Here is a 13,890-nt window from a genome sequence, read left to right as displayed (position 1 = left end):
GAGGCGAATATGGCGACAGATCGCGCAGATGTGAAGGGGTAAAGGGTACAAAAGGGAAACAAAGTGGCGGATTTTTCCATTCGCCGGAGATGTCAAATATGTTACAACCCACGGGCGGCTAATGCGTTATCGCTGATCCAAAGTCCGCATAGCGCGCTCCTCGCAGGCGCCAAGGGAGGAACCAGCCGCAACGTCGACATGCCCGGCCAATGCCGGGTTTCCCCAGCTTCGACGGCATCCGGTATTGCCCGCCTCGCCGCCGCCATCCGGTCGGAGGATCATGATGACCGCATTGGATAGCTTACGTTCCCTGTCCCCCCAGCAGCGAAACACCGTGATCGCAGCCTATCTGGGCTGGACATTGGACGCTTTCGATTTCTTCATTTTGGTTTTCGTTCTCAAGCATATAGCCGAAGAATTTCACACGGACGTTCCGGCGGTTGCCGTGGCGATCTTTCTTACCCTCGCCATGCGGCCGCTCGGCGCGCTGATCTTCGGGCTCGCGGCGGATCGGTTCGGGCGGCGCACGACCCTGATGGTCGACGTGCTGCTTTATTCCGTCTTCGAATTCCTGACCGGCTTTTCGACCGGCTTGACGATGTTTCTCGTCCTGCGTGCGCTTTTCGGCGTCGCCATGGGCGGGGAATGGGGCGTGGGCGCGTCGCTCGTCATGGAGACGATACCGGAGGATTCCCGCGGTCTGGTATCGGGTATCCTACAGGCCGGTTACCCCTCGGGCTATCTGATCGCCTCGATCGTCTTCTTCCTGCTGTTTCCGATCATTGGCTGGCGCGGCATGTTCTTCGTCGGCGCGGTGCCCGCACTGTTGGTGCTCTATATCAGGCGCAATGTGGAGGAATCTCCAGCCTTCCTGCAGCGGCAGGCCAAGCCGCAACGGCCGTTTCTCACCGTGCTGCGTGAGAATATCCCGCTCTTCCTGTGGGCCGTGCTTCTCATGACCGCGTTCAATTTCTTCAGCCATGGCACCCAGGATCTTTATCCGACCTTCCTCGAAACCCAGCGGCAATATGATTCCTATACGGTCGGCGCCATCGCCATCGTCTACAATATCGGCGCGGTTGTCGGCGGCCTGACCTTCGGCTCTTTGTCACAGCGCTGGGGCAGGCGGCGGACGATCGTCATCGCGGCGCTGCTGGCCATACCCGTCGCCCCGCTCTGGGTTTGGGGCCACGGACCTGTGATGCTCGCGATCGGCGCCTTCCTGATGCAGCTGTTCGTGCAGGGCGCCTGGGGCATCGTCCCCGTGCATCTCAACGAATTGTCGCCGGACGAGGTGCGCGGCACGTTCCCCGGATTTGCCTATCAGCTCGGCAATCTGCTGGCTTCGGGCAATGCCTCGATCCAGGCGGGATTGGCCAAGCAATGGGGCGGCGACTATGCGCTGGCGCTGTTGATCGTCGCCTGCATCGTGGCCGTCGTCGTGGCGTTGTTTGCCGGCTTTGGCTTCGAGAAGAAGGGTGTTCGGTTCGGCGGCAAAGACGCAGGGCAAGCCGATAGTGTCATGCAAACCTGAACCGGTTGTCGTCCTTCCATCTCAAGGGCCGGCGATCCTTACCGGCCCTTCTTCACTTTCCGCAGATTTCCGAGATCTTGGCCTGGGCAAAGCCGCGGGCAAGTTCCTGCAGGCCTCCTACTGAGGATATCAGCTCGCCGATCGGGCCATTGATGCCGAGATGCAGGTCGGTGATGTGGCACGCGCCGACATCGACGGTCATCGAGGCATCGAGTTCCCCCTTGATCGTCGTCTTCAATACGCCATGCGATTTGCAGGCCATCTCTGCATGGGCATTGATCTGGACGCCACCGTTCGGACCGTCGCAGACATCGAGCGATTTCACCTCGAACTTGTCTTTGTGATCGACACCCGGGAGCTTCTTGCACGGATCGGCCTCATTCACCGATTTTTCGATCTCGGGGCCGAACTTGCTCTGCAGCAGCGACCAGCACGAACCGGGCGCAGCCTCCGCCGGCATAGCCGCCATCGGAAGCGGAGAGAGCGGCAGCACGATCGCCACCGTCAACGAAGCCATGCGAAGCGGCGGCAGAAGCGAGACGGGGAACATGGGATATTTCAGGTTCACGACGATCTATCCTCTCAAGGGAAGAAGCAGCAAATCAGGCGCGGCGCCGCGACAGTCTTCCATCTCTTCCTTTGTCAAGGCAATCCCCGACTTGATGATGACCGTCCGATAGGTATCCGCATGCTTTGCCGCGCTCCACCGGGAGCAGGGTAATGATCGACAGGCCATAAGGGTTTACCGGTCGGCCCGTAAAGCGCTCAAATCGGAATAGTCTGTCCACCGGAGGGAGCTTCCGGCGGCTCCGTGTCTCCGTCGTAACCCAAATGCTTCGCCTTGCGGAACCACTCTGCCGCCTTGGCCGCATTAGCGGCAACGCCATCGCCGTCGCGGTACATCATGGCGAGATTATAGGCCGCGCCGGCATAGCGATGTTCGGCCGCCCGCTCGAACCAGTAGATCGCCTTTGGACCGTTCTTGGTAACGCCTTCGCCATCGCGGAACATGACGCCGAGATTGTATTCGGCCTCGACATCGTTCTGCACTGCAGCTTTCAGGAACCATGCGATCGCCTCGGCCTGATCCTGCTTGATCCCATCGCCATCGGCATACATAGCCCCGATATTGAACTGCGCACTGGCATCGCCTTGGTCGGCCGCCTTCTTGAACCAGGAGAAGGCGGCAGCGCTGTCCTTGGCGACGCCTTCGCCGTCGCGATACATAATGCCGAGATTGTATTGCGCCTCGACTTTTCCCTGTTCGGCTGCCTTGCGATACCAGATGACGGCCTTGGTCTTATCCTTGCCCGTGCCATCGCCCTGGTCGTACATGGTGCCGACATTGAACTGCGCATCGGTGTCGCCCTGTTCGGCGGCCTTGCTGTACCAGGCAAACGCCTGCGGCTTGTCCTGGGCTACGCCTTGGCCGGTGTCGTAGACGACGCCGAGATTGTATTGCGCGTTGAGGTATCCTTGTGCCGCAGCCTTCTTGTACCAGGCTATGGCCTGGCTCTTGTCGGCGGTAACGCCTTCGCCCTGATCGTACATGGTGCCGACGTTGAATTGCGCTTCGGCATTGCCCTGATCGGCGGCCTTCTTGTACCAGCTGAGGGCGAGCGTCAGGTTCTTTTCGACGCCATTGCCCTCCTCATACATTCGCCCGAGTTTCAGCTGTGCGGCGGGATTGCCCTTGTTCGCCAGGGGTCGCCAGTAATCCAGGCCGGATTTGATGTCGCCGCGATCGTAGCTGTTTCGTCCGACATCGGCTTGTGCGACTCCCGCGGACGCCAGCGCGAAGAGCAAACCTGCTGCCGCTTTCTTCCAGTTCACAATCTACCCCTCAGTCGAAATCCGTTGAATTAGCATGTCGAGTGCTTCGCAACCGCTAAGGCACGAGCACCATCAGCAAATGGAACAAGAGCCAGCCCGTGCTGACGTCCGAGCCTTTTTTATCGGCGGCCCCTTGTCCCAGTGGTCCGAGATCCTTGATCGGGCCGTCGCCATTGGCTTCCATGTAGCTGAGCCCGTGTTGCGCTTCCGGCAATCCCTTGGCCGCCGCCTTGTTGAACCAGTCGGCAGCGGTCTTGGAGTCCTTTGGCACGCCATAGCCGTTATAATACAGATATCCAAGACCGTATTCCGCCCGAGCATCGCCTTGATCGGCTGCTTTGCGAAACAGAGCGGCCGTTTGGCCATAGTCCTTGGGAACACCCGCGCCCTGATAATAAAGGTAGGCGAGGGCATATTCGCCCTGTGAATTGTTCTGGTCGGCCGCCTTGCGGTACCAGCTAGCGGCGGTCGATTTGTCAGCCGTTGTCCCCTGACCGTTTTCATACATATAACCGAGCGCGTATTGGGCGTCAGCGTGACCCTGGCTTGCCGCCTTCTGGTACCAGTCAAAGGCTTTGCCATAGTCCCTGCTAACGCCGCGGCCGCCGGCATACATGTAGGCGAGGGCATATTGACCCTGTGCGTCGCCTTGTTCGGCGGCCTTGCGATACCATCTCACCGCGCTGTCATCGTCAGTCTTCACACCCTGGCCGTTGGCGTAGAGGTAGCCGATAGCATATTGCGCATCGGGGCGGCCCTGATCGGCAGCTTTGCGATACCATTGCAGCGCCTGCCTGTAGTCTCGGGCGACGCCTATCCCGTTCGCAAGACTGTAACCAACGGCGTATTGGGCGTCGGCGCGGCCCTTTATCGCCGCCTTCATATACCAGGAATAGGCTTCGGCATCGTTCCGTGTGACACCCTTGCCGTTGGCATAGGCATAGCCGACTGCATACAGACCCTGCGCAACTCCTTGATTGCCGGCCTTTTTGTACCAGGCGACAGCCTGTTCCTGGTCTTCTTCGGCGCCTTGACCGTTGTCGTACATGTAGCCGATTGCGTATTCGGCGTCGGGCCGACCTTGGTCAGCCGCCTTGCGATACCAGCCGAGTGCGATCGCCTCGTCCTGATGCACCCCGAGACCATTGGCATACATGTAACCGAGCGCATATTGCGCCTGCGCCTGTCCCTGGGCGGCGGATTTCTGGTACCAGGTGACGGCGTTTTCATTATCGACAGCCATGCCGCGGCCATTGGCATAGGAATAGCCGATGGCATATTGGGCATCGGCATTGCCGTTTTGCGCCGCCCTTAAATACCAGTCGTTTGCCTGCTTCAGATCGGTATCGACGCCGCGGCCGCTGGCATACATGTAGGCGAGTGCATATTGGGCCTGCGCATTGCCTTGCTCAGCCGATTTCCGATACCAATCGACGGCCTGAGAGTCATCCTGTTCCACGCCCTGACCGTTGGCGTAGCGATAGCCGAGACCATATTGAGCGGCCGGATTTCCCTGTTTTGCGAATTCCACCCAGTATTTCAGGTCGATCGTCGTATTGGCGGGTCCTGGGGCTGGGTCCTCGGCATGAGCAAGCCAGGGCAGCGAAAGAGCGAGCGCCAATCCCAATGCATAGCTCTTTGTCCTCAAGGCTTCAGTCTCCCACCTGCGTCCCAGACCGTAATCGATCTGAACAATATGGCGATGTCTTGGTCAAGGATCGCAGGAACCCAAATGGCGGTGGCTATAATGCCCGCTGGCGGATGCGATCGCTATACCGGAAGCACGTCGTAGAGGCGGAAGATCCATGTGATCTGATAGATCAGCCCGACAATCACGAATGCCGCCTGGAAGCGCCGGTTCGCGGTGATCGAGGCGATGATGCAAAGTATGATATAAACGACATTGCGTATTGGATATTCCCAGCCGAGCGACCGGAAATAGGCTTCCCCCTTCAGCAATGTGTCGATGAGGTCTACCGCGTAGGTCACCGCGAGCAGGCCGAAGAACCAATGGCGGCGGGATATGAAATATTCCTCGAAGCCGCCATAATCCTCGACCGACGGCGGATTGAGCAATACGCATAGGAAATAGAAGAGGCAGCAGAAGCAGATGAGAAAGAGGTAGACGCCGAAATTGATCTGCGCAACCGATTGCAGCCGGTACTCCCACCACCAGAAATGGATGATGAACAGGAACATGGACAATACCCAGCCGATATGGACGGGGTAGATCTTGTTCTTGCCCGGCGCCTGCACGAAACCGGCAAGCCGGGTCAGAAGCTGAGCCAGCGAAAGGCCGATCACCATGCTCATGACCGTTCTGATATAGACGTAGACTTCCGGTGTGTGCGCGGAATCCATCGCGTCAGCTCTCCTCCGGTACGGCCTTCGGCAAGCCGTTTTCATCGAGCGCGACCATGATGAAGGTCGCAGCCGTCACTTTCTCCAGGCTGTTATAACGGGCCCGGTGCGCCCATGCTTCTACGCTCAGGGTGATCGAGGTGCGGCCGACGCGTTCGACATCGGTGAAGACGCTCAGCGTATCGCCGATCTTGACCGGCAGTTCGAAGGCCATCTCCTTGACCGCGGCCGTGACCACGCGCCCGCGCGCCCGCTCGGCGGCGCGGATGCCGCTTGCCAAGTCCATCTGCGCCATGACCCAGCCGCCGAAAATATCGCCGGCAGGATTGGCGTCGGCGGGCATGGCAAGCGTGCGCAATGTCAGCTCGCCTCTCGGTTTGACGCTGTCATTCATTCATCTGCTCCTGTTGACGGTCGATTCCGACAATCAGCCTATGCAATCCTGCCTCGATGGAAAAGCCATACCCGCATTTCCATGGAGGACTCCTGTGGGTGTTTTGCTTCAAGCCACTATGCGGTGACGTGGTGCCTGTGTGAAACACCGAGATCACCCTGCGGTAAGCTTTCGTTCACCCTTCCCATTTAGGATTTGTAATCATTGCCGACCGTGGCTGGGGCAGCGGATCAGGATTATGACCATTTTACCCATTCTACTGCGGGTCGCGCTGCCATTGCTATTGTCGTCGGCGCTGGTCGCCTGTACGGCCGACAGCCTCGTGCCGCCGTCCGGCATAGACAGTTCCTCGCGTGTCGGATCCATCAAGCCGCATCGCAGTGTGCCGCAACGCCAATTTGCCTACCAAGGGGTACAAGATCCCGTCGTTTCCGCATCGAGCAGTTACAAGAGTGGCGGTCCCGTTCGTTCCAACGGCACTGGCGAGGCCGTGACCACCACGGATGTCGAAGCCGGCTTAGCACAGCAGTCGGATATCCCCTCTCAGGGCGTCAACATGGATGCCGAACTTGGCGTCGGGCCGAGCGAAGAGGCGCAATCAGCCTCGGTGGTGGGATTGGCGCAGGAAGAGCAGCAGAACATTGCGGAAGGTCAATCCGACCAGCCCGTGGTCGACGGCATCGGCACCGATGCGCCGGTACAGACCAACCGGTCGATTATTCAGCGGCCGGCGGCACAGGCCGAACTCAACCAGTCGCGGATACCGAGGCAGCTGCCGGGAACGCAGGTTGCGATGCTGCCGCGTGTCGAAAATCCGATACCGCGCCTCGATCAGCAGTTTGAAGCGCCGCAATCGACGCCGGGCATGATGCCGCCTTCTGAAATCGCCTGCCGTCGGGAATTGCAGCGCATGGGCGTGGTTTATACCGACAAGCCGGCGATCTCGAACGGCCCGGCATGTCAGGTTCCCTATCCGGTTTCGCTCAGCGGCCTCTCAGGCAATATAGCGGTGCGGCCCGCCGTCACGTTGAATTGCCAAGTGACGCTCGCCTTCGCAAAATGGGTGAAGAACGAACTGGCGCCGGCGGCGCGCACCCGCTATTGGACGGGCATCGGCACGATCGTGCCGCTCGGTGGTTATTCCTGCCGGCGGATGAACAATAGCCGGCAACGCTATAATCCAATGTCGGAACATGCCCATGGCAACGCGATCGATGTTGGTACCTTTGTCCTGAAGAATGGCCACGTGATTGACGTGCGGAAGAAGGGCTTGTTCTCTTTCAGGGAAGGACGGTTGCTCAAGGCGGTGCGCAGCGACAGCTGCCGCTATTTCGATACGGTGCTCGGCCCAGGCAGCAATCCGGAGCACTGGAACCACTTCCATTTCGACCTCAGGGACCGTCAAGGCGGCCGGCGCTATTGCAGCCTTTGATTGGCCTTTTGCCGGGACAGCATCCACCCTTGCCAAACGGGAAAGCTGATTTACCTTTCGGCGGAATCGCGCTCAACTGCGCGAGCTAAATTGCAGGGAGGGGTTCATGGAAGACATACCGAGACGAAAGAGAAGCCTGGGAAGGGCGCTCGTTGCCGCACTGATTGCCATCATTATCGTCATTGGCGGCCGCTGGTATGCTTATGTCGCCTATGCCGATGATCCCTTCGATGAAGTCGGCATCGGTCTCAACTCCATAATGCCTGGACCCATTCGCGACAAGGGTTGCGCGATGCTGAAGGCTCGCTTCGAGCACAAGACGCTGCCGCCGGCGGGCTGCGGCGTAAACGGCAATTGGTAGGTTCTTTCCCGATCGTAAGCTGGCAAAAAAGAAAAAAGCCGGCGGAGCCGGCTTGAGCGGAGCATGGCAACGACGGGGGATCCTTGCCAGTTCCAGAAAAGAACTTCATGTTGCAATGATGCTGCACGCAATATGAATGCAAAGCAATAAATCGGCCAATACAGCAGGCGCTGACGGTGTCGCCAAGAGGCGTTGGGCGGAGTTGCGACAAACGTTGCTCACCTAAGGAGCTATATGCCCGACGAAGGTCACGATTTGATGACAGCTTATTTACCCTGGACGAACGCTGTGTTCCGCTACGGTGGGGTGGTCAAAGGTTAGAACCGGTTATATAGCGGGCAAACGCCGCGAAATTCATCACAAAAGCCGGACTTTGCCTCGCTATGGCTCCGATCATTTCCATAAGTAATCTGACCAAAACCTACTCCAACGGGTTTCAGGCGCTGAAAGGTGTCAGTCTCGATATTGAGCGAGGGGAAATCTTGGCGCTGCTGGGGCCGAACGGTGCCGGCAAGACGACGCTGATTTCCATCGTATGCGGGATTGCCAACCCGAGCGGTGGGTCTGTGACCGTCGGCGGTTATGACGTCGTGCGCGATTTCCGCGCTACGCGCAGCCTGATCGGCCTTGTGCCGCAGGAATTGACGACCGATCAGTTCGAAACCGTCTGGAATACAGTCAGCTTTTCGCGCGGGCTTCACGGAAAGAGGCCGAATCCCGAATATATCGAGAAGATATTGCGCGATCTTTCGCTCTGGGAGAAGAAAGACAACATGCTTCGCCAGCTTTCCGGCGGCATGAAGCGGCGCGTGCTCATTGCCAAGGCGCTCTCGCATGAACCGGAGATCCTCTTCCTCGACGAGCCGACGGCCGGTGTCGACGTGACGTTGCGCAAGGACATGTGGCATGTGGTCGAGCGCCTGCGCGCTTCCGGCGTCACTATCATTTTGACGACCCACTATATCGAAGAGGCCGAGGAGGCCGCCGATCGCGTCGGCGTCATCAATGGCGGCGAGCTGCTGCTGGTGGAGGAGAAGAGGGCGCTCATGGCCAAGCTCGGCCGCAAGCAGCTGATCCTCGATTTGAACGAGCCGATCGATGCCATACCGGAGCCTCTCAACGGGAACGGGCTTTCGCTAGGCCCAAACGGACTGACGCTGATCTATGATTTCGACGCCCAGCACGAGCAGTCTAGCATTGCGGCTCTGCTGTCGAAACTCGGTGCCGAGGGAATTCATTTCAAGGATCTTTCGACGCGCCAGAGTTCGCTCGAGGATATTTTCGTCTCGCTGGTGGAGGCAGGCAAATGAACTTCGAAGCGATCAAGTCTATCTATTCGTTCGAAATGGCCCGCACGCGCCGCACTCTGCTGCAGAGCGTCGTTTCGCCTGTCATTTCCACGTCGCTCTATTTCATCGTCTTCGGTGCGGCGATCGGTTCGCGCATCAACCTGGTTGAGGGCGTTTCCTATGGAGCGTTCATTACGCCCGGCCTGATCATGCTGACCTTGCTTGGCCAATGCATCAGCAACGGTTCCTTCGGTATCTATTTCCCGAAGTTCACCGGTACTATCTACGAGGTGCTGTCGGCGCCTGTCGCCATGACGGAAATCGTGCTCGGCTATGTCGGTGCGGCTGCCACCAAGGGGATGCTGATCGGCCTGATCATCCTCGCGACCGCGAGTTTCTTCGTCGATATCAGGATCGAGCATCCTTTTATGATGATCCTGTTCTTCGTGCTGACGGCGGTCACTTTCAGCCTGTTCGGTTTCATGATCGGCATCTGGGCCGGGAATTTCGAGCAGCTGAACCTCATCCCGATGCTGGTCGTGCCGCCGCTCACCTTCCTTGGCGGCAGCTTCTATTCTATCAACATGCTGCCACCGTTCTGGCAGGCGGTCAGCCATCTCAATCCGGTCCTCTATCTGGTCAGCGGCTTCCGCTGGAGCTTCTACGGCATCGCTGACGTCAATCCGGTGCTGAGCCTTGCCATGATCACGCTTTTCCTAGTCATCTGTCTGATCATCCTGGGGTGGATTTTCCGGACGGGATATCGCTTGAGAAATTGATGGCGATGCCGGGCTGGCGGGACTAAGAAGGCCTGCGGCTTTCTCAGCCGCAACAAAATGGTCCAGGAAAGCTTCAATGTCGCAGGCTCATCTCAACCCTTCGCTGCCCCAGGCACTCTCCCGGCTCGATCAACTAACCAATTGGGAGCGCAAGCCGCGCGGGGAAATGCGGGTCGGTCTCGAGCCGATGCTCGATCTCATGCAGCGTCTGGGCAATCCGCATCGGAGCTTTCGCGCCATCCACGTCGCCGGCACCAAGGGTAAGGGATCGGTCTCGGCGCTCCTCGAGGCTGGATTGCTGCGGGCTGGCTGGCGGATCGGACGTTATGGATCGCCACATGTCGATCGGGTGAATGAGCGTGTCAGCATTCTCGGCCAGGAGGTCGAGGACGATGCGCTGGCGACGGCGATCATGCAGGTTCTGGATGGCTATGAGGACGCCAAGCAGGCGGCAACCGCCGGCGAGGACGCCACCTGGTTCGATGTGATAACGGCGGCCGCTTTCGTCGTCTTCAGGGACGCCGGTTTGAGCTGGATCGTGGTCGAGGTCGGGCTGGGCGGCAGGCTGGATTCGACGAATGTGGTCTTCGGCGAAGTCGCGATCGTCACGAATATCGGCCTTGAGCACACGGAGATTCTGGGAAGCACGCGCGAGGCGATAGCGCGGGAGAAAGTCGGCATATTGAAACCGGGCGCGACGCTTGTGACGACGCTTGCCGCCGACGATGTCGCAGGACAGGTGTTGCAGCGGCGCGCCGATGAGCTGGGCTGCAAGGTGCTTCGGACCAATCTTCCAGACGATGAGACGATTGCCGCAACGAATATCGCCCTGGTCGGACTCGTGTTCGATCATCTGGGGCGGCAGGGTGAGAGTGTGCGAGAGGGAGGCGAAAAGGGTCAGCCGATCGGTGCATGGCTGCTCGAAAAAGCGGTCATCGACAAGGCGCGTCTGCCGGGGCGGATGGAGCGTTTCGACGTTTCTCTGTCGCCTGCATTGGCAAAGGGGCGGCAAAGCCTGCCCATCATCATGGATGGTGCACATGTGCCGTTCAACATCGAGGCTGTGTTGCGCGATATCACGCGCTCCTCCTCGGTCAGCGGCGAATGTGTTGCCATCGTCGCACTGGCATCCGACAAGGATGCACCCGGCTTTCTGGACGTGTTATCGCGATACGCGGCTTATGCTGTCTTTACGGAAGCGTCCGGATCGGGGCGTGCCCATCCAGCGATCGAGCTGGAAGCGTTGGGGAAGTCCATGGGTATGAATTGCGAAGCCGAGCCGGACCCGCACAGGGCGCTGGATCGGGCTATGGTGAAAGCCGCCGAGCGCGGCGGTTGGATGCTTGTTACCGGTTCGCTCTATCTCGTCGGCGCGCTGCGTAGCACCGTCCTCAGAAATGCCCAATGACGACGGACATAGAGATCAGGCCCGCGCTCGCCGGTGATGTTGCTGACATCGCCAGGCTGCATCGCGCGATCTGGTGCGATACCTATCGCGATCTCGCACCTGCCGAAGTCTATCGGGTCCTTGGTGAAGATTACCGTCGCGCGCGATGGGCCGATATTTTGGCCACTCCGCGTCGGGATCAGCGCGTGTTCCTGGCTGAACAAGGTGCGCGACTTGTCGGCATCGGCGCGATTGCAGCTGCGTCCGAGCCAGCATTCGAGGGGCGCGGTGAGATAAAATCGCTCTATATCGATCCCTCCATCAAGCGTCAGGGACTTGGCCGCCGGCTCATGCGGATAATGATGGAAGAGTTTGCTGCCATGGGATATTCGGGCGCCGCGCTTGGCGTTGTCGTCGGCAACGGATCGGCAATCTCTTTCTACCGCGCGCTTGGCGGGCAATTGATCGGTCGTTACACCGATCCGGGACCTATCTGGCGCTCCGACAATCTCATTTTCGCATGGGACGATCTGTCTCTGCTAAGCTAAACCCCCCATGCAAGCGCTGAACGTGATTGCCTTTTTAGGCCAGGGCCTTCCTGCGTGGTGCGATGGTCATGGCCATGACACCTGCCACGACACAGACAAGACCGATGGCTGCCGTCGGGGATAGAGGCTCGCCGAGGAGGGTAACGCCGATGCCGACGCCGATCGGGACGCGAAGATAGGCCTGCGCCGTCGTGCCGACCGAGCCCAGGGTCTGGATAAGTCGGAAATAGATGCTGAAGGCAAGCGCGGTGGAGACGACCGACAGACCGAGCAGTGCCAGGATCGAGGCTGTCGATGGCGCAATCTGCCAGGGATGTTCGACAATCAGGCTCGCCGGGACCAGGAGGGCGGCACCGCAAAGCAACGAGCTGGCTGCCGGCATCATCGGGTCCAGTCCCTTGAAATTGCGGCCGAACAAGGCGGCACAGGCATAGCAGATCGATGCCGCGACAACGGAAAGCTGCGGCAGCAATTGGCGGCCCATGCCATGTAGCGCATCGAGGCCGATGATCAGGCAGATGCCCGCCATGCCGGCAATCACGCCAAATAGCTTGCGTCCCGTCAGCGACTCGGAGCGCAGCAGGAAAGCGGCGATCAGAAAAGCGAAAATCGGCGTCGTGGAATTCAATATGGTCGCCAGACCGGCATCGACGGTTTGTTCCGCCCAGGCGATCAACGTGAAGGGAATGGCGCTGTTGAGGCAGGACTGAATGAGGAAACGCTTCCATGTGGCAGCGTCTCTCGGCAAGCTCAGCCCGCACCAGCGGATGATGGCGAGAAGGACAAGACCGGCGATCAGGGTTCGCGCGGCAATCAGCGTGATCGGCGGAATGGTTGCCACGCCGACGCGGATGAAGGTGTAGGAGGCGCCCCAGCAGATCGCGAGTGCAAGGAGAAGCAGCAGTTCGGTCGTCAGGTTCGGTCTTGCCGGCGTCATCGTTTTTCACTCTTATAAGGTTTGGACATGCCATCTTTTAGAGTGGAGAGGCCGGCGAATGCTTCGCTCCCAACCGAACTATCGCATACGGCGGTTCGTTAGTCTCGCAGCCGAAGCTCGTCCGTCTGCATCTGCATGGACCCCAGGGTTTCGAGAAAGCTCATGCCGAGCAGGCTCTGATCGAGCCTGCCTGCTTCTGCCACGCTCGCTTGGACATCCCTGCGCTTGATCGGGCCGATTGCCACCGAGCCGAGTTCTACGGGGGCCGCTCTGGCGCGGCCATTGGCGGTCAGTACCGTCTGCGAATAGGTGAGGTTTTCCGGAATGATACCAACGCGCTCGGCGTCTTCCTGCGACAGGGCGATGGTGCTGGCGCCGGTGTCGATCAGCATGTCGATCGGTTGGCCGTTGATCATGACCTTCGCTTCGAAATGCCCGTTCGAACGCTTGTGAAGGATGACTTCCTGGCCGCCTTCGCTCGTCGTGACCACGACTGCATGGCCGGGCATCAGGCCGGCAAAGAGGCGGTTGCCGACCTGTTCTGCATCGCGGCGATAGATGTAGGCGGTCGCGAGCGCCATGATGACGACGAACCAGATGAGAAGATTACGGATCGACTGGCTGACCGTATGCCGGCTAGCCCAGACGGCGGCGCTCATCATCAGGGCGATCGGCACGAGATAGACGACACGCGCGAAGTCGTCATTGCGCATGCCGAAGGTGGAGCCGGTATTATTGTTGAAGACGAGCAGTGCGAGGCCGATGCCGAGAATGACGAGAACGATGTTCAGGCGGTTCATACGGCGCTGCGCTCCCGTGCCATCCTTTGGCGGCGGGTCTCCCGGCGTGGCTTGCGCTCGACCTTGGTCAGGCGCTCCGGAAGCATTTCCATGATCTGACGGCGTTCGTCATCGCTATAGTTCATCCACGCGCCGATTTCAGCGGATGTGCGGCCGCAGCCGAAGCAATAGCCGGTGTTCTGATCGATGGAGCAGACGAGGATGCAGGGTGTCAGCATGGGATCATATATCGATG

15 protein-coding genes are annotated in these 13,890 nt (G+C 59.3%); 7 read left to right on the top strand and 8 right to left on the bottom strand.

The genetic code is table 11. From position 1 onward, the window contains the following. Positions 1-283 precede the first annotated feature (283 nt). On the top strand, positions 284-1,534 hold the full coding sequence (locus tag FHT85_RS01315) for an MFS transporter (protein WP_112411855.1): 1,251 nt from the start codon (positions 284-286) through the stop codon (positions 1,532-1,534). A 52-nt stretch (positions 1,535-1,586) separates the two neighbouring features. Here the strand turns inward: FHT85_RS01315 and FHT85_RS01310 are convergent, their stop codons facing one another. The 5 genes from FHT85_RS01310 to FHT85_RS01290 all read right to left on the bottom strand — a co-directional run bounded on the left by FHT85_RS01310 (position 1,587) and on the right by FHT85_RS01290 (position 6,122). Further along, entirely contained in the window at positions 1,587-2,102 is a 516-nt protein-coding gene (locus FHT85_RS01310; RefSeq protein ID WP_112334645.1) for a hypothetical protein, read from the bottom strand. A gap of 197 nt (positions 2,103-2,299) precedes the next feature. After that, positions 2,300-3,367: a tetratricopeptide repeat protein gene (locus tag FHT85_RS01305; protein WP_112411856.1), complete on the bottom strand. Its 1,068-nt coding sequence runs from the start codon at positions 3,365-3,367 to the stop codon at positions 2,300-2,302. Between the two features lie 55 nt (positions 3,368-3,422). Beyond that, entirely contained in the window at positions 3,423-5,015 is a 1,593-nt protein-coding gene (locus tag FHT85_RS01300) for an SEL1-like repeat protein (protein WP_112411857.1), read from the bottom strand. Between the two features lie 122 nt (positions 5,016-5,137). After that, the gene (locus tag FHT85_RS01295; protein WP_112334648.1) at positions 5,138-5,728 is read right to left on the bottom strand and encodes a hypothetical protein; all 591 of its coding nucleotides are present in this window, start codon (positions 5,726-5,728) and stop codon (positions 5,138-5,140) included. A gap of 4 nt (positions 5,729-5,732) precedes the next feature. Next, a complete protein-coding gene (locus FHT85_RS01290) occupies positions 5,733-6,122 on the bottom strand; it encodes an acyl-CoA thioesterase (protein WP_112334649.1) in 390 nt (129 codons plus the stop codon). A gap of 238 nt (positions 6,123-6,360) precedes the next feature. Here FHT85_RS01290 and FHT85_RS01285 point away from each other — a divergent pair, with 238 nt between their 5' ends. The 6 genes from FHT85_RS01285 (at position 6,361) to FHT85_RS01260 (ending at position 11,918) form a co-directional block, all read left to right on the top strand. Continuing rightward, positions 6,361-7,554, top strand: coding sequence for an extensin family protein (locus FHT85_RS01285; protein WP_112411858.1), 1,194 nt, complete (start codon positions 6,361-6,363; stop codon positions 7,552-7,554). Between the two features lie 106 nt (positions 7,555-7,660). Then, positions 7,661-7,915: a hypothetical protein gene (locus tag FHT85_RS01280; protein ID WP_112334651.1), complete on the top strand. Its 255-nt coding sequence runs from the start codon at positions 7,661-7,663 to the stop codon at positions 7,913-7,915. Positions 7,916-8,298: 383 nt separating this feature from the next. Continuing rightward, positions 8,299-9,225 carry an ABC transporter ATP-binding protein gene (locus tag FHT85_RS01275; protein WP_112334652.1) on the top strand — a complete coding sequence of 309 codons (927 nt, stop codon included), beginning with the start codon at positions 8,299-8,301 and terminating at the stop codon, positions 9,223-9,225. Further along, positions 9,222-9,983 (top strand): ABC transporter permease, encoded by a 762-nt coding sequence (locus FHT85_RS01270; RefSeq protein WP_112334653.1) that lies wholly within the window; start codon positions 9,222-9,224, stop codon positions 9,981-9,983. The genes FHT85_RS01275 and FHT85_RS01270 overlap by 4 nt, the downstream gene beginning before the upstream one ends. A gap of 76 nt (positions 9,984-10,059) precedes the next feature. Continuing rightward, positions 10,060-11,391, top strand: coding sequence for a bifunctional folylpolyglutamate synthase/dihydrofolate synthase (locus tag FHT85_RS01265; protein WP_246779861.1), 1,332 nt, complete (start codon positions 10,060-10,062; stop codon positions 11,389-11,391). Next, a complete protein-coding gene (locus tag FHT85_RS01260; protein WP_112411859.1) occupies positions 11,388-11,918 on the top strand; it encodes a GNAT family N-acetyltransferase in 531 nt (176 codons plus the stop codon). Before FHT85_RS01265 ends, FHT85_RS01260 begins: the two co-directional genes overlap by 4 nt. 34 nt (positions 11,919-11,952) lie before the next feature. On the opposite strand, the gene FHT85_RS01255 is transcribed toward FHT85_RS01260, so the two are convergent. The 3 genes from FHT85_RS01255 to FHT85_RS01245 form a co-directional block, all read right to left on the bottom strand. Continuing rightward, positions 11,953-12,855: a DMT family transporter gene (locus FHT85_RS01255; protein ID WP_112411860.1), complete on the bottom strand. Its 903-nt coding sequence runs from the start codon at positions 12,853-12,855 to the stop codon at positions 11,953-11,955. Between the two features lie 98 nt (positions 12,856-12,953). Beyond that, positions 12,954-13,655 (bottom strand): TIGR02281 family clan AA aspartic protease, encoded by a 702-nt coding sequence (locus FHT85_RS01250; RefSeq protein ID WP_112411861.1) that lies wholly within the window; start codon positions 13,653-13,655, stop codon positions 12,954-12,956. Then, positions 13,652-13,873, bottom strand: coding sequence for a DUF1289 domain-containing protein (locus FHT85_RS01245; protein WP_112398367.1), 222 nt, complete (start codon positions 13,871-13,873; stop codon positions 13,652-13,654). The genes FHT85_RS01250 and FHT85_RS01245 overlap by 4 nt, the downstream gene beginning before the upstream one ends. Positions 13,874-13,890: the final 17 nt, after the last annotated feature.

This window comes from Rhizobium sp. BK312 (assembly GCF_014193605.1).
Classification (GTDB): domain Bacteria; phylum Pseudomonadota; class Alphaproteobacteria; order Rhizobiales; family Rhizobiaceae; genus Rhizobium.
The sequence above is the reverse complement of the archived record's forward strand: the minus strand, read 5'-3'. Positions and strand labels throughout refer to the sequence as shown.